The sequence below is a fragment of the Gilliamella sp. B2838 genome, from assembly GCF_026536185.1.
Taxonomy (GTDB): domain Bacteria; phylum Pseudomonadota; class Gammaproteobacteria; order Enterobacterales; family Orbaceae; genus Gilliamella.
The window spans coordinates 121,432-144,099 of the sequence record NZ_JAFNOO010000006.1 but is presented as its reverse complement, the minus strand read 5'-3'; the positions used below and the strand labels follow the sequence as shown (position 1 = coordinate 144,099).

Genomic DNA, 22,668 nt, shown 5'->3' with positions numbered 1-22,668 from the left:
CATTTAATGGTTAATTATCAATAATACTTGCCACTTTACCGTGTTCAAGTACAACTGTAGTTTGAGCATGCCGAGATACCTCAGGTGAGTGAGTCACCACTATAATAGTGCTCCCTTCTTCATGCAGTTGATGTAATAAATTCATAACCATTGCTTCATTGTTTTCATCTAAATTACCGGTTGGTTCATCGGCTAAAATTAGTTTAGGATAGTTAATTAATGCTCGAGCAATACAAACACGTTGCTGTTCACCGCCTGATAATTGTCTTGGTAAATGTTTTGCTCTGGCCGCTAAACCAACGCGCTCTAGAGCCTGTAATGCTTCTTTTTCGTCAACCATACTGTGATAATACTGCGCTACCATTACGTTTTCTAACGCTGTTAAGTATGAAACCAGATGAAATTGTTGGAAAATCAATCCAATTTTATCACGACGGATTTCGGTCAACTGGGGTAGAGAAAGCTGGGTAATATCTTGCCCATCAAAAATTACTGAGCCTAATGACGGTTTATCCATACAACCGATAATATTCATCAATGTCGTTTTACCACTACCTGAAGGTCCCATAATAGATAACCATTTACCTTCCTCAACAGCTAAATTCACGTCTGAAAGTGCATGTAGTGAGCCATATATTTTTGATACATTCTTTACTTCGAGTATATTCATACTTAGATCCTATTCACCTCGCAATACGAGTGCGGGTTCAACTTCAAGAGCACGTTTTACCGGAATTAAACATGCTATTACCGTAACAAGAGCAGAAATAATAATTGTTGTTGGAATAAGATAAAACTCAATAATTATTGATCGCCCAAAGACATTAGTACTAATAACTTGTGCAAAAACAAGCCCACAAACTACACCTATCATGCCACCAATAATACCTAATACCAACCCTTCAGCTAAAAACTCTTTAGCTATGCTTTGATTATTTGCCCCAATTGCTTTTTTGAGTCCAATTTCTTTACGGCGCTCCATCACAACAGTCATCATCGTTGTCGCAACGCAAATCATAGTAAGCACTAACACCACAAAAGTGACCAAATAAAGTAATGATGAGAGTTTACCTAAAACTGAAGACTCTGATTGTGTTACCCATTTTATTAAATGGGGATCGATAGTATTAATGTGGCTTTTGATTGTTTCAACATAGTGTTTTAATTCTGCTTCAGTAGCAGTTATACTCACTTCAACCACTTCAGCCTGATCGGATTCTTCAAGTAGCACTTCTAAATCATGTAAATCAATGAATATAAATCCATCTTCAGCTCGCCCTGTTTTAATAATACCTGTAATTTTAAGATCTTCATCAAAGCGCGAATCTTGTTTAGATTTACCCGAAATCGGCATCGTACTGCCAATTTTCAGTTTGGTAAAATTAGCAATATCGGTACCAATCATGATTTCATTCGGATTTTTAGGTATGCTTCCTTCGATTTGCCAATAAGGGCTAGTTTTGGTCACTTGTTCGAAGTTAGTACCCACAATGGTATAAGGATGCTGATTGCTACGAATAGCATCATAACGAAAAGGCGTGACACCTAAAAGCTTGTCTTGAGGAAGTAAATTTACTGCTTGTTTCACATCAGCAAGTGGCATAGTCGGTTGATTATTAGCGGGCATAAATAATAAATTTGCGCCATAAGAACGAAACTCTTGCCCCATTTGACGCGGAATATCATAGCATAGTGTTATCATTCCAAATAAAACAGTAGCACCAATTGCAACCCCTAGCAATGCAATCATAATTCGCGAACGGCGACGAATGAGTGAGCTAAAAATGGTTTTGATAATAAAGCGTCTATTTTTATTCATCATAAGCGACTTACCTTTGTTTTTATCGACCATGTAATACATCTGTTGGACGTAAAAACATCATTATTCGTAAAGCGGGTAAACTACCGACAAAGGTAATTAAACCGACCATAATTAATACTAACGGAATAATAATCATTTTCGGCTCGACAAATGAACCAAATACCGTGTGACCAATAATTTGAGCAAACCCCAAGCCAATAAAGTAACCAAAAACTCCACCTAACAAGGCAATAATCAATATTTCAGTTAATATCAGCATTGCGACCGCTGTATTTGTTGCCCCTAATGCTTTAAGTAAACCAATTTCGGTACTTCGCTCAATAACATTGGCAGTAACTAAATTTGAAATCGCCAACGCCGAGCAAATTAACGATAAAATGGTTAATAGCAACATAAGTAATTGTGTTTTTTGCAGTATAGAACCTTCAGATTCAGCGACTTGCATAATCGCTTTAACCCGAACATCAGGCATTAATTCTTCAAGTTGATAAGCAATTGAACTAATGTAAGCGGTACAATACCAAGTATCCCATTCAGTTCTTGATAAACTATTTGGATCTTGTGCTGCTTTACGTGCCAATTCGTTTTCTGGTGTGGTTAATGCACTCACTTCAACTCGTTCAACAAGCCCTTCTTTATTTGCTAACTTTTGGACCACCGGCAAGGAAACATAGAGCTGTGAATCTTCTACTCCACCACTGTGGAAAATATTATTAACTGTTAACGTTAATGAATTATTTGTTTGTGGAGAGGTAATATTGATGGTATCACCTAACTTTAAATTCCACTGTTTAGCGACAGTTTCGCCCACCATGACACCTTGTAAATTATCATCTTTCATGGTGTTACCTTCAATTGTCCACCATGATTTCATGGCTAACATACCGGTATCAACTTCATCCCCAGTTGGAATAGTCAGGTGTTTATTAAACCAAGTGCCCACAATGGTAATAGGTTTACCATTCAAATTGGCTTGAGCTGTAAGATAGGGAGCAAAATCGACAATGTTATAAGCCCAGAAGATCATCTTAATTTTGACTAAATCATCTTGTTTAATGTACTGCATAGCTTGTTGTTTGCCATTATTATCGTCGAGTTGGTACATTTCACTAACAAGCGCTGTTCCGCGTGGGACAATATTTAAATTAGCACCATAAGCCTTTAACTCTTGATTCACTTTATCACCAACATCAAACATAACATTTAACATGGCTGTTGCAAGTGAAACACCGAGTGCTACTGTCAAAGCAATTAAAAATAATTTCTTTTTTTGACGCACTAATACACTAATTAACATTCTGCGAAACATAAACTCTTCCTTTGGTAACCTTTACTTAAAGCGTGCTTTTTCCGCTTCTAGGTTTGCGGGACGAATAACCATATTCCCATTAATAATTTCATACTTAAGTGGAACAGGATTACAACCACCTGAAAAACCAATCGTTGCAATATTCATCACCACATCACATAAAATACAGACAACTTGATTACCGCGTTGATAGTAACCACTTGCACCGCAAATATCACAGGCATCAAAACCCACACCATAGGCGTTTTCGCTTTTTTTAATCACAATAAAACGAACTAATGTACCATCGGTAGCCTTGTAACCATATCGATGTAAATTACCATCATTGACATTATCTAATGGAATAACAATTAAACCATCCGCATTAGGTGAAACTGGTTCAGCAGGCGTAAGTTCAACACCTTTTTCAAAAATGTAACGTGCTCTTGTTACCGTATAAGCAGTTATTGCTGCACCAGCAATTAGTAATAACGAAGTGCGTCTATCACTACGTAACTGTGCGTTAAGTTTACGAATTTGCGCTGGATTGCTGCCAACTAATGACGTTGTTTTGGATTGGATATATAACGCTATGGCTAATAACAACACTATTGCCATAAAAATAAAGATAAAGAAATTAACGTGACCTAATACAAAAATCACCAATTCCATCATCCATTTTTGTGGTTTAATAAATCGCCTTACAATTAAAATTTGGATCAGATTGATACTATTTTGAATCGTAAATATAAGCAAAGCGATCAGAATCGTTGTTTGAACGAATTTATTTGATAAACGCCTACATAGACGGAAGGTAAATACAGCGATTAATCCAGCAATGAGTAAAGCAAAGCAATAACCAACCCATTTGAATAAATAATCGTTATTAAAGATAGACTCCATCCCAACTGAAAATTCAAAGGGATAAAGCATTAAATTCGGTAAAAATTGTGCAGCAATTAATCCAATAGCAAGCACAGATAGTAGGGTAAATAAAATTTTGCCGAGCTGGCAATTGATTGGTGTTTTTAGTATTGCGCAGATAAACAACGGTATCGCAATTATCATCCACAAGGTGATGATGCCAAGGTCATAAAACTCACGAACAGCAAAACCTGTATTTCGCTTCAAAATAGCATAAATTAATGCTGCAAGTAGTCCTATTATAAAACCGAAGGTAAAAATTTTGTTATTATAATTAGGTATTGCTCTAACTATCATCGCACTTAACAGTGCTAATACAACAATGGGAACAAAAGTATTATCGGTGATTTTTATAAGGTATTGAAGCATATTAATTGCCTAATGGTTACAACCTATTATGGCGAGTTAAAACCTCGCCATAATAAATACTACAAAATATTAAGTATAACTGATACTATTTTTTAAATATCACTACCATGCTCGAGGAATATAATCAAAATCCCAAGAAACTTCAATTGGTTTAGTCCAAAAACGTCCTTCGACTCCGGTTTCTTTATCTACATGCAATAAATAACCTTGTTTTTCTGGATTTTCGATAGTAAATGTGACTTTATATTTACCTGCACCATCAAGTTTAATATTGTTACCATAATGCGGACCATCTGATGCGTTCATTGGCATAAAGTTACCTTCGATGGCTTTATCACTACCTTGTTTTTGGATCTTATATTTAACCGTTAAATAAGGAACAAAATCGCCAACACCATAACCAAGTTTATTGCCTTCTGCTGCTGAAATATCTGCTTCAATGTGCATATCAGATTTTGATGCAGGTAAACCACCCATGCCAGCTGGCTCCATATCTACAGGTTGAAAATAAACCGCACCAATATGTAATGGTCCAACTGTCACTTCATCACCGATTGGAAACTCTTCAAAACCTTTTTGTTCACCTGGAGCAGGTGCTGCTGCATACGCAACAGATGATAATGCAAGTATTGACGAAATACCCGCAACTAGTACTAATTTTTTCATTGAAAACTCCTTTACTTTTATTTAATTACTTATCATTAAAGCAATCACTACTTTCTTTGCTATTTAAATTGACTTCGAAATATCATTAATCAACATCTAACCAACTTTTAAGCAACAAATTAAATGGATCAAACGTTTTGTTTATTATGTTTAGCTTTTAAATAAACCACTGATATGATAACAACTAATATCATAAATATTTGTGGTATTAACGTTTCAATGGTTGGATAAATCCCTAAAATATCGATTGAATGCACAAAATCAACCGGCGTTACAGGAATTATATCGGCTTCTTGTAACTCTTTTACTCCACCTCCAGCAAAAGCTATAGCCATAATATACATTAGTGTACTTGTGCCAATAAAAAATGGTCTAATTGGTAATTTCATGGTACCAAAACGAATTAGCATAAAGATAATAGCAAGCACAATACAACCTACAGCTAAACCATACCACACCATATCCATATGATCTTTAGCTTCAGCCAACATTGCTTGGTAAAATAAAATAGTTTCAGCACCTTCACGGAAAACAGCTAAAAAGGCGGCAAATCCCAATGCAAAACGACTACCCGATGAAACTGCCGTTTGCACTTTACCTTCAACATAGTTTTTCCATGCTTTTGCTTCAGCCTTTGAAAACATCCAATTACTGACAAAAAATAGCACGACGGTGGCAAGTAACATTGCAACACCTTCTATCATTTCTTGATTAGCGCCACTAATATCAAAAATAGAGTGAAGCGCAATTGCCGCTAAAACACTGGCAAATATTGCAAACAACGAGCTCATGTAAACAACTTTAACCATAGGTAAGTTGCCTGAACGCACTAAATAGGCCGATATAGCAGCAATAACTAAAATAGCCTCTAATCCTTCACGGAAAATAATAATAAATGAAGCTAATAAAATACTCCAACCGCTCTCTTTTTTACCATCGAGCTCATTGGCATCTTCATGTAGCATTTTTAATAAAACGTCGATTTCTGCTCGTACTGTTTTATTTGGTGCACCATCAGTCATTAAACGTTTTATTTTAGCAAATTGGTATTCGGTATCGGTACCACGTTTGCCAGAAATATATGACATCACAGCCCTTTCGACACCATGCTTTTCATAAAAACCAAAATAGGCGTTATTTACGCGCTCTTTTGCTCTATCACTGTCTTTCATAAAATAGATATCGTAGGAATCATTGAGTATGCTATCCATTTCATCAATGATAGCATTCCAGCTTTGATATTTTTTTTCAGCAGCGTAAGAAGAGGGAGCAAAAACAATCACACTTGTAATTATCAATAATACTACTGCAAGAAATCGTTTCACTTTTTATTCCTTTTATTTTCCTAGTAACATAATACCAATTGGTTTACTATTTTCAGGCAATTGCAACGCTTGGGATATGGCATCTGGTTTAATAGAATGGATATATCTGGCGCTTAATTTTAACGCAGCAGCACTAAGGTAGATGTTTTGACTCATTGCACCCACAGCTATTTGGGCAAAATCATTAGCTTGATCTGCTGGCGTATCTGTAAGGGAGTTTTGATCGAACACAAAAATTAAAGAATAAGCTGCACGCTTGGTAAAGTTTTGCATCGCAATATCGGCACGGATGTCTTTATTATTAATTTCACGTAAATATTGACCATCCCATTCATATAAAAAGGTCCCTTTTTCACTAGCAACATACAAACGAACATAAGGCGCTTTACCATTCGCCATTGGTACCGTCCACCCTGTTTTACCACGATTTAAGCCACTTGCAGCCCAAAGCACTGTGGATAATTCATCATCGGATAAATTACCTATAGGAAAACCACCACCGGGGGTTGAAGCTCGTTTTTTTAGACTTTCAAATAGCCCCATTCCATCTTTGGTTTGAGGATTGGGTAAAGAAATATCTCCATAACATAACGATATTGAAAATATTGATGACAATAAAACAATAACTAATTTGCGCATCATGCAAGGCACAGTCCACCTCTAGCTAACTTGTAATGATTGCGATATCTTATTGCTAATAATGTTAATGATCAACAACAAATAATAATAATTATCATTTGACAATCAAAAAATAGTTATAATTTATTTTTAATAAGATAACTTAATATTTCAGTGGGAATTTTTATTTGATTTGATTTTCAATGTTTTACTTATACCTATCAATACTTAAATTGGTTATATTTTAACCTTAATTTGCGATTTGCTCCGACGCCAATATGGCTTTTATACCAATTTTTGCTATGCAAAAATTGGTATAACGTCGCAAATAAACCGATAGATAATGTAACTAAATTAGCTAAATTAAAAGAAATAACATAACTATTGAATTACCAATCCATCCAATCTGGGGTAAAACAAAAAGTAGAATAAATAATTGTTTGACCTAACTGCGCCGATATATTTCCATCTCTTGGACGAACAACTAAATAGTCCCAATCATCAATAGTTTTTTGTTGAAGCCTTCTACCTGTCCAATAATAATTATCTAAATTAACATTTAAACCGTAATTGGTTAAATTTCCCCATTCACTAAAAACACCACCATTAATATGACGCCAATAACGCCCACCATCTGTTGTTGTTTGAATATTCGGATTATTTAACCCAGATATATATCTTGTTACACCTTCAAACATGAAAGAACCAGATGCAGTCGTAAAGTCAACCGGATCGGGTAAACGATATTCTTGAGCCGTTATTGTTTCTTGGCGACCTGGTTGACCATCAAGCGCAAAACACCAGTTAGCTTGTCCAGCACTCGTTTCTAGTTTATCTTTATCGCGAACAACAAACCATTTTTGTAATTCAAATCCATATTCAACCACCTTCACACCATTCAAATTACCTTGTATTTTAAAATTCGCAGGTAACACCGAGGGTTTACGTGCAGTTGCACCATGTTCACTAGAGGTCGGTGCAGGCCCATTTAATGTTACCCTTACACTGTCTTTTGTAATATTACTTACAGTTGCAGTAATATCACCCACTTTTACTGTTGGCCAATTTAAATTATCCATCCCATTGGTTATTAATAAATCGAAATACACACCATTTCCAGCTAAAGTAGGGAAATTTTGATTATAATTTCTTGATAAACCCGATTGTGTTATAAATCCTTTTGATGTATCCCACATATTGATTGGACCAGCAAAAATACCCGTGCTATTTTCCATACTACCCGGCCTAGCATAACAAGCATATGGCTGAGTATCATGAGGATAGATATAATATACAGCAGAGTCTTTTACATACGTTTTTTGATTTGGAATTCCAAAAGCAGTTTTTAGTTGAACACCATCATTCGAATCAATTGTTATGGTCAGTTTATAAGGGGCAAAACATTTTGAAGGTAATTCATTTAAATCAGAGGCTTGTAATTGTAAACCATTTTTATCTTGCCAATTGGCATTTATCGCACCTGATATAGTAAAATCGCCATCACCATCAATATCTTGTGCTAAATTGGTACCTAAAGTATAGTTTACCGTATCGGGTGTTACAATGGTTTGAACACTTTTAAACGTATCGCCTGGATTATTAAAATAAATGGCTTGGACTCTATCCCAATTACCATTTTCGTTTAATTTCATCATATTTCCAGCTGGATCACTTAAATAAACATCATTACCAATTTTGATAGTTAATAAATTATCATTAATACCGTTAAATAAAATGAATGGAGAAGATCCTCTGATAGTGGAAGAAGTTTTAGCGGTTAATGCATCGACAATTGGCGTATTAAACATCCATAAACAAAAACAAATAACAAGTGAAACTATTTTAAGGGTAGACCAACTAACTGAGAATGCTAATGTGTTGAAAGAGGAATGAAAATTTGTTGTTTTAACAATTTGATTACGACAAATTACTAAAAAGATTAAATCATCAAAATTAACGATGCCCGATGCCCGATGCCCGATGCCCGATGCCCGATGCCCGATGCCCGATGCCCGATGCCCGATGCCCGATGCCCGATGCCCGATTTTGAATATATTTTATCATACTTTTCCCAATCAGTATATTTATTTAATATTTCTTATGAAAATTCAAGTAAGTAAATTGAAGGCAATATTATCGTTTTAATACAAAATAATTAAATAATCATTTTGAACTATCATAAATCAAACTAAATTTATTGTAATAAACTTTTGTGTAAAAATTTGTAAGCTATTTTGTAATCTACCTTATTATTCATATAATTCGATAATTGGCTTTATTTCATATTGATTAGTTAAAAAATATTTAATTTTAAGACTTATATTGTTAATGAACTTTTTCGATGAATAAAATGTTTAACATCGTTAGTAACAGCAAGCAATATATTGGTTAACTCGTTGTATTATAAAGCCATAACGAACTCCTCACGTTTCTGTACTTATAAATCTCATTTGTGACTTTTTTAATTGATTTATAAAAATTCTTTGTTTTTAATACTGATTATATTATCTAAATAAACTCAAATCTGCCTTTGACACAAGCTTTAAGTAACGCTCATTGGTTAAATAAAATGGGTTAGAGCTAACCAGATTATTACATTGGGATTTTTGTTATATCTTGATGTTCAATAGCTATCTTCGTAGAATGGGCAAAATTTTTATTTTGGGTTTGTTATGCAATTACATTTAGTGGTTAATACCTTTGGCGCTGATTTGCAGCGACGTTATGGTGAAAAAATTTACAAACTCACGTTACATGGTGGATTTACCTGTCCTAACCGTGACGGTACTATTGGTCAAGGAGGGTGTACATTTTGTAATGTCGCCTCCATTATTGATGAGTCAATTCAAGTTAAGTCGATTGCAGATCAGTTAACTTCACAAGCTCAGCAAATGAAAAAATCGAAACGTTACCTTGCCTACTTTCAAGCTTATACCAGTACTTATGCCGAAGTTGAAATCTTAAAAAATATGTATGAAGAGGCGCTAAATAGTGCTGATATTGTTGGGCTTTGTGTGGGAACCCGCCCTGATTGTGTACCCAATGAAGCACTTAATTTATTAGCTAATTATCAAGCTAAAGGCTATGAAGTTTGGCTAGAGCTAGGTTTACAAACCGCACATGATAAAACGTTGCATGCAATTAATCGTGGACATACCTTTAATGATTATCAGCAAACAGTACAAAAAGCACGTAAGCTGGGTATTAAAGTGTGTACCCATTTAATTATTGGTTTACCAAGAGAGAGTAAACAAGATAATTTAGTGACTTTAGATCAAGTGCTTAATTCTGGTGTGGATGGTTTAAAACTGCATCCGTTACATATTGTCGAAGGCAGTATTATGGCTAAAGCGTGGCGTGCAGGTCGGCTTGATGTATTATCTTTGGAGCAGTATGTCGATATTGCAGGTGATGTTATCAGGCAAACCCCAGCGGATATTTTATATCACCGCATCTCGGCTAACGCCAGAAAACCGACCTTACTTGCCCCTGATTGGTGTGAAAACCATTGGCAATCGATGAATGCTGTCGATCAAAATTTACGTCAATTTGGCGTGCAAGGAAGTGCCATTGGTGACAGTTATTGTTTTAAAGCATAAAAGAGTTTAATGGATAATATCCAGATAGTTAAACATGCATTAAGTGATTTACTAACCGAAAATATTGCTATTAATTAATTGTAAAATATTTTGCCAGCAATTATCAGTAAACCATAGATGGAAAACGATTAGCTACAGTGAATTTATTGCCCATAGGCAATTACTGCATAGTGTAGTCAAATAATTGTCGTTATAGATGCAATAAGTCAATCCGGGGATCAGGTTTACACCCATCATTTTGTTAAAGTGACAAAATAGACAAACGTATCAGTAAATTTGAGGTTTTTACTTTATTTGAGATCGCCAATCACAAAATCATCATTTGTAATGAATAAACTCGGTAATTTTGTGGTAATAGTGATGATAAAGATCTAGGTGCCTAACATTGATTTTAGGTTGGTTGAAATATTGAGTTCAATCACCATAAAAATAACTAGGCGGCGAGTTATCTTTTTTGTTAATCAATGAGATCGGCTTAAGGCAATTATGTTTAACAATTGGTATAAAACATTCGGCACACAGGCCGAATGAGTATACTGCTTCAATATCAGCAGTTTAGCTATCTCAAATTTTATTGAAAAAATTCGTTAATCTTTATTGATTATCTGCTGTTTTTCCTCGCGTTATTAACTTTTTAAAAATGCTGAGCGGTAATTTAGTTATAGCAAAACCACATAACATAATGATTGTACAAATAATAAAACGGGTTGAAATGATTTTATGCTCATAAATAGAGGAAATCAAAATTGCAACGACTGGAAAAATAATAAAAATGAATGATAAAACAACAGGGCTCATTCTTTTCAACAAAAAGAAATAAGCAATAAAACCAAACACCGAAGCAAAAATACCTAAATAAATTAATGCGAGCCAACTAGTTAAAGAAATAAGTTGGAAATTGTTTTCTTCAAACAAGAAACTTAACAAGCACAGTACAATTCCAGCGACGCCGATAGGTAAGGTATTAAAAGTAAATACATTGATGCCTGCACCTGCTTTTTTGGAGTATACATACAAAAAACCATGCATCAATGCTGCTAAAAGTATTGATATAACACCTAAAAAATCGGTATACGAAAGAATAAATCCTTCAGAAACTAAAATATATATTAAGCACAAAAAGCCTACTGTAATACCGATTAATTGATTCAAATAAATCTTATCTTTTAAAATTATTTTAGCAAAAATAATAGAAAAAATAGGCATAGTACTAAATAGAAGTGATGTTAAACCTGACGATACATACTGTTCACCAAAACTAATTAAGAAATAAGGAATAGTAAAGTAAAATAGGGTTAATAACAGGAAAAAATGTAATGATTTTCGAGGAAACAATATTGGTGATTTAGCGATAATAGTAATTAATACTAAAAACGGAAATGCAATAACAAAACGTAAACCAGCCGCTAACAGTGGGTTAACGGTTTCAACAGCAAACTTAATGCCAATCCATGTTGTTCCCCATGTAAAACAGACAACAATAAATAACAATAAAATAATATATTTATTGTTAAAAAAAACGTCCTTATTCATTTTAAATTTTACTAACCAGATTATATGTAATAGGTTTGGCAATATAATATAAAATGCATAAGATTGTAAACATCAAAGTATCTCAAGAATTAATAAGCATTTTTTACGGTCAAACGTTTTACTTTCGTTAACTTTGTATCGATAAGCAAATGGTGATTGAGTTATTTTGTTTTTAAATATTTGGCAATTAAAATTCTTTCACTAAATTAGTGGATATTTAGATCAACTGAGAATAAACAAGATAAATCGTTTAAAAGCAAGTCTTGCTTTAACCAGATTCAAGCTAAATATACGTTCATTTTAATTAGATATTAATCATCATTAACTTCTTTTTACCCGTTAAAAATAACTGATTTTTCAATACCAATAAAAGATTATGGTTAAGTTTGATCATAAGCTGCAACATAGAATGACACTGATCCTATAACAACTATCATTATTGATTTAACGTTACCTCTTACCTCTATTTTTTGCTTATAGGGTGAAGTAATATTAATAATATTGAATTTTTTGTCGATAACAGAATGTTCAATAAACGTGATGAATCTTTGTGAAAAAGGATTCATCATTCAAATGATTTACACTTATCGATTATTTCGCTATGAATAAGATTACTCGATACTTATAAACTCGTCTGTACTAAGCATTGTGATAAGGCTCACTACTAAAAATCAAACTTTGCGCAACAATCAATACTGAGTATATAATACCCCTTTATTACTCGAGGCAATTTGCATGCAATTAGCTTTTTGTATCTATAAATATTTTCCTTATGGCGGTTTGCAACGTGATTTTTTGCAAATTGCTAAGGCTTGTTGTGATCGTGGTCATAAGATCCGTGTTTATGTCATGGAGTGGCAAGGCGATATACCTGATGAATTTGAAGTTATAAAGGTCGCCAAAAAGGGCTTTTCAAACCACAGCCGAAATCAATCTTATTATAATTGGGTTAAAGCTCATCTTGAGTCCAACCCTGTTGATTGTGTTGTCGGTTTTAACAAAATGCCTGGCTTGGATGTCTATTTTGCTGGCGACACATGTTTTGCCGAAAAAGTAGCGCACAAAGGTTTGCTTTATAAATTATCTAAACGATGTCAACACTATTTAGCTTTCGAAGATGCAGTATTTAATGCCGCTCATCATACAAAAATAATGGTGCTAACTAAACAGCAAATTAGTGATTTTGAAAAATATTATCAGACTCAACCTTCACGATTTTATCTGTTACCACCGGGCATTGCATCGGATAGAAAATACCAGTTAGCATCGCCTCTTAAAGGTCAACAATTTAGACAAGCCAATCAAATTGCGCTTGATGCTTTTGTGATAGTGCAAATTGGATCTGACTTTAAACGTAAAGGGGTTGATCGTTCGTTAAATGCTATTGCCTCCTTACCCATTGAGTTGAGGCAAAAAGTAATTTATTTAGTCGTTGGGCAAGATAATGCGCAACCTTATCAAAAAATGGCTAAAGCTTTGAATATTGGCAATCAAGTCAGGTTTTATTCTGGCCGTAATGATATCCCTGATTTTCTTTTTGCAGCCGATCTATTATTACACCCAGCAAGGCAGGAAGCTGCTGGCATGGTATTAATTGAAGGTTTAGCCGCAGGTGTACCAGTCATTGTCTCTGGTATTTCTGGTTATGCTTATCATGTCTACGATGCCGATGCTGGTTTTGTACTGATTGAACCTTTTGTGCAAGCAGATTTAAATTGCGCGCTTGACAATGCGATAACCAATCAAGCGCAACGATTGATCTGGCATAATAATGCTATATATTACGGTCAAACTACTGATTTATACCACTTAGCTGAGCGTGCCGCCGATATTATTTTAGATTGTGATAATCATGAACGAAATTAAACTTAAATCACCTTTTGCACAATTATGGAAAGATAAAGATCCCTTTCAAGAAGTTGAATTAATATCGGGAAAAGTTTATCGGGAAGTAAAACAACGTAAAACATTAAATTTCCAATTTAATGATGAATCTTATTTTATTAAGATTCATCGAGGTACAACAGTTAAAGAGATTGTTAAAAATCTTTTATCACTACGTTTGCCTGTTTTAGATGCTAAACAAGAATGGGATGCGATTGCTCGTTTAGAACAAGCCAAAGTTAATACTATGGATGGACGAGCATTTGGTCGAAAGGGCCTAAATCCCTTAACTCGCCATTCATTTATTGTTACTAAGGATTTAAACCCAACCATTAGTTTAGAAGACTTTACAAAAACATGGCTAACTTCGCCACCCAATTATCATTTAAAACGTTCACTAATTATCTATTTAGCTAATATGACAGCAAGAATGCATGCAGCTGGTGTTAATCATCGTGATTGTTATTTATGTCATTTTTTACTTGATATACCATTATTTGAACATCAAAAACAGATTAAGTTATCAGTGATTGATTTACACCGAGCTCAAACACGTAATAAAGTGCCTAGACGCTGGCGTGATAAAGATCTGATCGGACTTTATTTTTCATCAACGAATATTGGCTTAACAAAGCGCGATATTTGGTTATTTTTGAAAGTCTATTTCAATAAACCCCTAAAAACCATTTTGCTTGATGAGCATAAATTAATTAGCAATACAGAACAAAAAGCAGAAAAAATACGTAAACGCACCGAGAAGTATAATCTTTAACAATAAGGAAATACGATGTTTATTGAACAAATTGATATAGTAGGATTTAGGGGTGTAAGTCAATTATCGTTAAAATTTAATACAGAAGCAAGTGTGCTGATTGGTGAAAACCGATGGGGGCGATCGAGTTTAATTAGCGCTTTAATGTTATTGTCGCTAGACAATAAATTTTATGAATTTGTTGATTCTGACTTTTATCGTGATAAAGATAAACCTAATGACAATCATATCAGTATTAAAGTAACGTATTGTCAATCCTATGCCAACGAGTTCAATAATCAAGCTTATCAAGCATTATTGCCTGTTACTTATCAATCTAAAGAAGATCAATTACGACGGATAACTTATCAAATCACCGCCAAACAACAAAATAGTAAAATTGTAACTCAGCATCTGCTAGTCGACCAAAACAATAATCCTTTTACTATTGAAGATCATAAATTGCTGATTGCTATTGTTCTTAATCTTAATCCTGTAATGGCATTGAAAAACACCTTAAGTGCAGATGATTTACCCATCACTAACCAACCTTTATCAGAATACTTCATTAATGAACTGTCTAATCAATTAAAGCAACATTCAGCCTCGATTAGTGAAGAGGAATTACAACGAGGATTAAAAGCTGCACGTGCTTTGTTAGAATACTATTTTATCGATCCAGCTCAACGTTATCGTTATAAACATTTACCACAAAAAACAAGCCCACATCGTGAAGATTGGAATTCACTTGAACGTATCAATAATGCTTTAGATAATATTAATGATGATTATTTACGAACCGCTTTATTAGGTATTTTTGATTCAATTGTTTACGCTAAAGGTGACAATCCCCTTTCACCTAGCTCGATGCCAATTCTCATTTTAGAAGAACCTGAAAGCCAATTACATCCCATTATTTTATCGGTTGGTTTTCGCCTGCTTAAACACCTGCCAGCACAAAAAATTATTACCTCAAACTCCAGTGACTTAGTATCATTATTTCCATTAGAGAGTATTTATCGGTTAATCCGTCTACCCGGTCAAATTGTGACAAAATATGTTGCCCCTCATTCATTGAGTGCTGATGATAGTCGCCGTATTTTATTTCATGTACTTTATCGTCGACCATTAGCGCTTTTTGCTCGTTGCTGGTTATTAGTTGAAGGTGAAACAGAAGTATGGTTGTTGCGTGAATTAGCCGAACAAAGTGGTTATCATCTAGGTTCTGAAGGTGTGCAATTACTAGAATTTGCGCAATGTGGTTTAAAACCTTTAATAAAATATGCTAATAAGATGGGGATCCATTGGTATGTGATTACTGATGGCGATATGGCTGGGAAAAAATATGCCGATACGGTTAAATCGCTCACCCCACAAAATGAAGATTCGAATGACTATCTTACGATATTACCGGCAAAAGATATCGAGAATTTTTTGTTTAAACATGGCTTTAGTCATGTGTACAAACAGGCAGCTTATAATACAATTGAACATATCGATATGCCTGTATCTAAAATTATTCAAAAAGCCATCCATAAAAGCTCAAAACCGGATTTAGCTATTGCTGTTTGTGATGATGCAAAATCTAGAGGTATAGATGCGATACCAAGCTTATTAACCCATACTTTCGCCAAAATAATTCAGTCATCAAAAGATTTTATTCAACGTTGAAAACAATAAGCTCATAAATTAGATAAAACGCCACCAAATTTGATTGGCGGCGCAGTTAAATTATGAAAAAACACTGTATTATAGCGTGAATAAATTATTTTACTCATGCTTTCAAGGAGACACACAAACAACACGATGTGTTAATGTTGATGGCATATTATAGCCGATATAACCTTGTGAATACATTCCATTATTAATATCATAAATCAAACCATACATATTGGGTACAGCAAGTGATGTCCAGTATATACCTGAACCATCCCAATTTTTTGCAGCAGGATAATCAGTAGACGTGTTACTCAGATACCCCCATTCATTCATTAAACCACCAACCCACTTATCACCATTTTTATAACTGATTTGACGACGATAAGAGTTACCCTGCCCTGGAATTCCATTCTCCCAGCCATATCCATTTCCATTAGTAAAATCTTCAACTCCTGGTATTCGATAGGTAGCCCCCAGATTATTACAAAATGCTTTGGCATTTTCGTAACCATTTGCCTGTTCAATCTTAGTTATGTACCAACGCTCGATTTTAAAATTATAAAGCAACTGACTATGATTATTATCAGAATAGAGTTTAAACTCTGAGGGAGTGAAAGATTTATTAGTAGAATCTTGGGTTGGTCCATTTAATAGAATTTTTAACGCCAACTGTGGCTGCCCATTCCAATTCTGTGTCTGTTCTACAGTTAATGACAAATTAACGGTTTTATTACCATTTTCAGGGAAAACGGTAGCACCATTTGCAGCAATAACTTGATTTGGCGTAATACCTGCTAATAATAAATAAAAATGAAGACCATTTGAACCGGTTGTAGGAAAGTTATTTGCAACATTATCAATATTATCGACTCTAAATCCTTTCTTACTCACCCAATTTGGTCCATATGACTGATCCATAGAAAAGTTGGGCTGAGCATAACACACATAAGGCATATCTATCTTTGGGGTAATATAGTAAACACTTGTTGCAGCATTAAAACGCGTAGTATTCGGTATGCCATACTGGGTTGATAATAGACCATCAGTTGTTTGAATATTGAGTTGATAAGGTGCATCACAGGGATCTAATGCTGTAATTGTATTATTACTAATCATACTGGTAACATTTTGCCCTTGCTTATTTATCCATGAAAGCGTTAACGATCCGGTAGCCGTTACGTTGCCATCACCATCATCATCCCCCCAATAGTTATATAATTTGATTAAACTGTTTAAAGCAACACTCGGATAATTACTATTCCCCTCTTTTTTAAGTGGAACAAATGTTTTTATATTAACAAAATCTAACTCTCCTTTATTTAAAATAATTGGATTTGTCATAGTTGAATCATTAACGATCGCATTTGGATATAAATGTGCCATATCACCGGATGACACATACTGACGACCATCTGGTAACGTTACACTTAACAAACCTTCTGTACTTGTTACTTTCGTTTTACCTTTATCAAAAGTTAAATAAGGTTTACTACCATTAATCTTGTTAATGGTCACCGCAGTTAACGCATTAGCGTTAACCGTAAAAATCATAGATATTAAGCTAACAACAGCAATATAAGAGCTAAAATTGTTTTTTGCTAATGGGATTTTTTTAAAAAGAATAATCCATCTAAAAAAGATAAATAACACTAATTGGTGAGAAAAAGTTAAGATAATACTGATGAAAAATAAACAAACTAGTTTGATACTATTCATTGGCAACCTATTATTAAAAAGTTTTTATTCAGAAAAATATGGTGTTTTCCTCTATATTAATTTTAGATATCCTTATCATAACCTGTTCAATATCGACCAAAATTTAAATATCTTTAATTTTTTTTCAAATTATTTTGAGAATCAAAATTTACATTACGTTTTAGCTATGATTATTTGAGCGTTAATATTGAAAATCATTATGTGTTAATCATTCAATATGATGAAAAAATGGATAAAATTTCAATAGATAGATGAGGGCAAAAAAAGTTAGAAACTATCTTTTAAATTAATTAAAAGACACGTTTGGTGAAAAATGCTTGGAAAGTATTTGCTTAACGAATATGGATATAGTTGATATCAATGCTAAAGGATTTCCACTGCAGTAAACAGCAGAAATCCTGCAAAACATGATTATTTTGTGATTCTTTTGTATTTGGCACGTCTCGGCTCTAAGGCTTCTGCACCTAAGGTCCGTTTTTTCCACTCTTCATATTCGGTAAAGTTACCTTCAAAGAACTCAACATGCCCTTCGTCTTGGTAATCGAGAATATGGGTTGCAATGCGATCTAAGAACCAACGGTCATGCGAAATCACTAATGCACAGCCCGGAAACTCCAATAACGCATTTTCGAGTGCTCGCAGTGTTTCGACATCTAAGTCATTGGTTGGCTCGTCGAGTAACAGTACATTGCCACCAACTTGTAATAACTTGGCTAAATGCACTCGTCCACGCTCACCACCAGAGAGTTCACCGACTCGTTTTTGCTGATCAACGCCTTTAAAATTAAAGCGTCCAACATAGGCTCGGCTTGGGATTTCAAAATTACCAATACGCATAATATCTTGCCCATTGGATATTTCGTCCCACACTGTTTTTTTATCATCCATGCTGTCACGAAACTGATCGACTGACGCCAATTGCACCGTATCACCTAAAGTAATGGTACCTGAGTCAGGTTGCTCTTTACCCGATAGCATTCTAAACAGTGTTGATTTACCCGCACCATTTGGACCAATAATGCCAACAATCGCGCCTTTAGGAATACTGAATGAAAGATTATCAATCAATACCCGATCACCATACGACTTGGTTAAATTACTCACTTCGATCACTTTATCGCCTAAACGTGGCCCAGGTGGAATAAACAGTTCGTTAGTTTCATTACGTTTTTGGTAATCATTACTGTTTAATTCTTCAAAACGCGCTAAACGGGCTTTACTTTTTGCTTGGCGGCCTTTCGGGTTTTGGCGCACCCATTCCAGCTCTTTTTCAATCGATTTGCGGCGCGCTGATTCGGTTGCGGCTTCTTGAGCCAATCGCTGATCTTTTTGTTCAAGCCATGAAGAGTAGTTACCTTCCCATGGAATGCCTTCGCCACGATCAAGCTCTAAAATCCAGCCGGCGACATTATCTAAGAAATAACGGTCATGGGTTACAGCCACCACCGTACCTTCATAGTCATGTAAAAAACGTTCTAGCCAAGCCACCGATTCTGCATCTAAATGGTTAGTCGGTTCGTCGATTAATAACATATCCGGTTTTTCCAGCAATAACTGACAAATGGCAACACGGCGACGTTCACCACCGGATAAATTCTCAATTTTGGCATCCCAATCAGGCAGGCGTAGCGCATCGGCAGCGCGTTCTAGTTGGTTGTCCAGATTATGTGCATCTTGCGATTGTATAATTGCTTCAAGTTCAGCTTGTTCTTTAGCAAGTTTATCAAAATCGGCATCAGGATCAGCGTAAGCTGCATAAACTTCATCTAACCTTGCTAATGCCTTTTTGGCATCGCCAACGGCTTGTTCAATTGCATCACGCACAGTTTGTTTTGGATCTAATTTCGGTTCTTGTGGTAAATAACCGATTTTAATACCTGGCTGTGGACGCGCTTCACCCTCAATTTCGGTATCAACGCCCGCCATAATACGTAATAACGTTGATTTACCTGCCCCATTCAAACCCAGCACACCAATTTTTGCGCCAGGGAAAAAACTTAAAGAAATATCTTTTAAAATATAACGTTTAGGAGGAACAATCTTCCCCACTCGATTCATTGTATAAACATATTGCGCCATAAAACATCATCCGCTTATTGGGTTAAACCTAGTAAAAGAGACCTTTTACTATAAAAGTATGGCGTATATTGTAACGATTCTGACAATAGGGTCTAGGGTTATTTATAACAATTAACTGATTAACTAGTGATGGAGCGAGTTATTCACCGCAATTGATAGGCTACTTATTATTGACAATATTTATCTGACTTAAATAATAACAAGTTCATCAATAGGTTAACAAAAAAACAACTCTTTCACATAACAATTTTACCCGTTTGACGACTCAGCAAAAGTAAAATCTGAGACAATGGGGCTGGATTTTCGAAATAACAGTTTTACGACCTAAGTGGTATTTTGACTATAATTGTAATGTAGTTAAATACCACGTTATGGGCAATTTGTCAGATTATCAATATCTAACCTGACAAACGACTAACAACATATAATTTATTAGGTAATTCTTTTATCTTGTAGGGAGTGTGCTAATTCCATTTTCGCCCCGGCAGAAAATTTGTGCTGATTGACCTTGACCAAGATCAAAACCGTCATCCTTAACGCTTCCCAACAAACCATAATCGATTACAGCAAATGGCTTGTTTGTACGATACATTTCAGCTGTCCAAAGATAGGTTCCGAAGTAATAAGGCCCGCCCCATTCACTCATAAAAGTACCTAAATCTCGAGCAGCGGGATATTTGTTGGAATCAACACTTGCGTTAGCTGTCCATTCTGGTGTGTTAGCTTGTAAAGAGTTGGTCAATTCATCTCTTCGATACAGATATTTTTGTCGCCAAGCTTTGCCTGCTTCTGACATATCATTAACCTGAGCGGATGTTGTTTTCGGTATTGCTTGACCATCTATTATTCTTCTACATTCATCGTAGGCTAAATACCCATCAAATATATCTAAAAATCCTTTTACTTTCGTAGGTATTATTGCCCATTTTTGTGGTATAGGGAGCGTAATTTTACCGATGTTTTGCCAAGTTTTGCCTTTATCAGCACTATATTCCATATTAATCGTTAAGGGTGTTGTGGGCTTAGTGACACTGTCATAACGTACTTGGCAATTTGCACCTAAGTCTTTACTTGCGACCGGAGATTGCAATGTAACCCAGTTAGTACTATTGCTGCTATCTAGTTGACAGCGATACAGACTTTGATCGGCTCCCGAGCCGATTAACATGAAAGCTGCATCTTTAAAACCGGTTATTGGTTTAAATTGTTCAGCTTTAAATCCACCACCTTGTTGCAAGTTATTCGACGATGGGCTTGTGCCAGGATCCCATACCTCTGGGTTATAACCATTAGGATACTTAGTCATGTAAGAACTATTCTTATAAACATTCATATTTGGTTGAACAAAGCATAACTTAGGTCCCCCATCAAGCATAAATTGGTAAGTAATAACGGGTTGGCTACCATAAATGTTTTTATTAGGTTGACCGTATTTAGTCGATACCGCAACGTTTTGAGCACCCATTTTTAAAAAGTAAGGTCCTCCACACACATTAAGTTCACGACTTAAATCAGTTATCACGTTATTATTATCATACCAGGTTGCTGTTAGTGTGCCTTCGATGGTTGTGTTTTCAGTAAGGGAGGCATCACCATCATCATCACCAACGTTGAATTGTGATAATGCACTTGCCTGACCATTAGCTGGAACCATCGTAATGATATCAGAAAATTTAGTTCCTTCTGGTACTTGCAAGGGTTTACCACCAAAAGAGATCGATTCACTTACATCAACGAATTTTAATGCGTTATTATTTTCTGTTGTAGGCATTCTAAAACCAAGTAATTCATTCAATCCTTTGATTTTAGTCCCTACATTTCCGTCTTGATCTGATTTTAATTGTAAATAAGGTGCACTACCTACAATGGTTTTAGCTGTCACATTTGATAATGCTTCAGTATAAGGTGAAAAAAGAATAAATAAAAAATGAATACCAATAATAGATAACGTTGAGTTAAGTTTTAGGTGTATAACCTTATTGGAAGGATTGATCCGTTTAAAAATTAGATGCCATATTAATTGATTAAAAATATTAAATTTAAAATTAATAAAGAATAAGAAAATTAATTTTCGCTTCATTATAAATAACCTATAAATAGGATATTTATCATCTATGAAAAATTTCCTAATTTTAAACATATATCAAACCTATAACATTAGTTATCACTTAACGGTATAACAACACAGTGTTGATTGTTTTTAATTTTCACATATTTGAATATAATAATCTATAAATAATTGTTTAAATTTGTAAATCAATAAATTAATTGACAAGCATAATTCAACACACAATTGATATAGATTATAGTGATATGAAGTGGAATGACTATAAAGGATTAAAGCCATATCAAAAACGATAATAATATTATTTTTTATGAAGAATTATTGCGCCGAATGAATGAATCGACATAACAATTTTACCCATTTGACGTTT

At 34.7% G+C, this 22,668-nt stretch carries 16 protein-coding genes; 4 read left to right on the top strand and 12 right to left on the bottom strand.

Annotation, left to right across the window (positions count from 1 at the left end):
- Window positions 1-10: 10 nt before the first annotated feature.
- The 8 genes from J3U63_RS08320 to J3U63_RS08285 all read right to left on the bottom strand — a co-directional run bounded on the left by J3U63_RS08320 (window position 11) and on the right by J3U63_RS08285 (window position 8,820).
- Window positions 11-670: an ABC transporter ATP-binding protein gene (locus J3U63_RS08320; RefSeq protein ID WP_065634679.1), complete on the bottom strand. Its 660-nt coding sequence runs from the start codon at window positions 668-670 to the stop codon at window positions 11-13.
- Window positions 671-679: 9 nt separating this feature from the next.
- A complete protein-coding gene (locus J3U63_RS08315; RefSeq protein WP_267371235.1) occupies window positions 680-1,822 on the bottom strand; it encodes an ABC transporter permease in 1,143 nt (380 codons plus the stop codon).
- Between the two features lie 19 nt (window positions 1,823-1,841).
- Window positions 1,842-3,131 (bottom strand): ABC transporter permease, encoded by a 1,290-nt coding sequence (locus J3U63_RS08310; RefSeq protein WP_267333486.1) that lies wholly within the window; start codon window positions 3,129-3,131, stop codon window positions 1,842-1,844.
- 21 nt (window positions 3,132-3,152) lie between these two features.
- Window positions 3,153-4,403 carry a Fe-S-containing protein gene (locus J3U63_RS08305; RefSeq protein WP_267333487.1) on the bottom strand — a complete coding sequence of 417 codons (1,251 nt, stop codon included), beginning with the start codon at window positions 4,401-4,403 and terminating at the stop codon, window positions 3,153-3,155.
- 102 nt (window positions 4,404-4,505) lie between these two features.
- Complete coding sequence (locus J3U63_RS08300) at window positions 4,506-5,069, bottom strand: iron transporter (RefSeq protein ID WP_065634676.1); 564 nt, start codon at window positions 5,067-5,069, stop codon at window positions 4,506-4,508.
- 128 nt (window positions 5,070-5,197) lie between these two features.
- On the bottom strand, window positions 5,198-6,394 hold the full coding sequence (locus tag J3U63_RS08295; protein ID WP_267333488.1) for an FTR1 family iron permease: 1,197 nt from the start codon (window positions 6,392-6,394) through the stop codon (window positions 5,198-5,200).
- Window positions 6,395-6,406: 12 nt separating this feature from the next.
- Window positions 6,407-7,036: a nitroreductase family protein gene (locus J3U63_RS08290; RefSeq protein ID WP_267333489.1), complete on the bottom strand. Its 630-nt coding sequence runs from the start codon at window positions 7,034-7,036 to the stop codon at window positions 6,407-6,409.
- Window positions 7,037-7,401: 365 nt separating this feature from the next.
- A complete protein-coding gene (locus tag J3U63_RS08285; protein ID WP_267371234.1) occupies window positions 7,402-8,820 on the bottom strand; it encodes a hypothetical protein in 1,419 nt (472 codons plus the stop codon).
- Between the two features lie 864 nt (window positions 8,821-9,684).
- On the opposite strand from J3U63_RS08285, the gene J3U63_RS08280 reads away from it, so the two are divergent.
- Entirely contained in the window at window positions 9,685-10,611 is a 927-nt protein-coding gene (locus J3U63_RS08280) for a TIGR01212 family radical SAM protein (RefSeq protein ID WP_267371232.1), read from the top strand.
- Between the two features lie 594 nt (window positions 10,612-11,205).
- Here J3U63_RS08280 and J3U63_RS08275 read toward each other — a convergent pair.
- The gene (locus J3U63_RS08275; protein ID WP_267333492.1) at window positions 11,206-12,144 is read right to left on the bottom strand and encodes a DMT family transporter; all 939 of its coding nucleotides are present in this window, start codon (window positions 12,142-12,144) and stop codon (window positions 11,206-11,208) included.
- A gap of 735 nt (window positions 12,145-12,879) precedes the next feature.
- Here J3U63_RS08275 and J3U63_RS08270 point away from each other — a divergent pair.
- The 3 genes from J3U63_RS08270 to J3U63_RS08260 are packed head-to-tail and all read left to right on the top strand — an operon-like array spanning window position 12,880 to window position 16,450.
- Entirely contained in the window at window positions 12,880-14,010 is a 1,131-nt protein-coding gene (locus tag J3U63_RS08270; RefSeq protein WP_267333493.1) for a glycosyltransferase family 4 protein, read from the top strand.
- Window positions 13,997-14,800, top strand: coding sequence for a lipopolysaccharide core heptose(I) kinase RfaP (gene rfaP, locus J3U63_RS08265; RefSeq protein ID WP_267333494.1), 804 nt, complete (start codon window positions 13,997-13,999; stop codon window positions 14,798-14,800). The genes J3U63_RS08270 and rfaP overlap by 14 nt, the downstream gene beginning before the upstream one ends.
- Window positions 14,801-14,815: 15 nt before the next feature.
- On the top strand, window positions 14,816-16,450 hold the full coding sequence (locus J3U63_RS08260) for a DUF2813 domain-containing protein (protein WP_267333495.1): 1,635 nt from the start codon (window positions 14,816-14,818) through the stop codon (window positions 16,448-16,450).
- Between the two features lie 111 nt (window positions 16,451-16,561).
- Here J3U63_RS08260 and J3U63_RS08255 read toward each other — a convergent pair whose 3' ends face one another.
- From J3U63_RS08255 to J3U63_RS08245, 3 genes are all read right to left on the bottom strand, one after another.
- Window positions 16,562-18,154 carry a hypothetical protein gene (locus J3U63_RS08255; RefSeq protein ID WP_267343927.1) on the bottom strand — a complete coding sequence of 531 codons (1,593 nt, stop codon included), beginning with the start codon at window positions 18,152-18,154 and terminating at the stop codon, window positions 16,562-16,564.
- A 411-nt stretch (window positions 18,155-18,565) separates the two neighbouring features.
- A complete protein-coding gene (ettA, locus tag J3U63_RS08250) occupies window positions 18,566-20,233 on the bottom strand; it encodes an energy-dependent translational throttle protein EttA (protein ID WP_267371229.1) in 1,668 nt (555 codons plus the stop codon).
- A 445-nt stretch (window positions 20,234-20,678) separates the two neighbouring features.
- On the bottom strand, window positions 20,679-22,313 hold the full coding sequence (locus J3U63_RS08245; RefSeq protein ID WP_267343929.1) for a hypothetical protein: 1,635 nt from the start codon (window positions 22,311-22,313) through the stop codon (window positions 20,679-20,681).
- Window positions 22,314-22,668 lie beyond the last annotated feature (355 nt).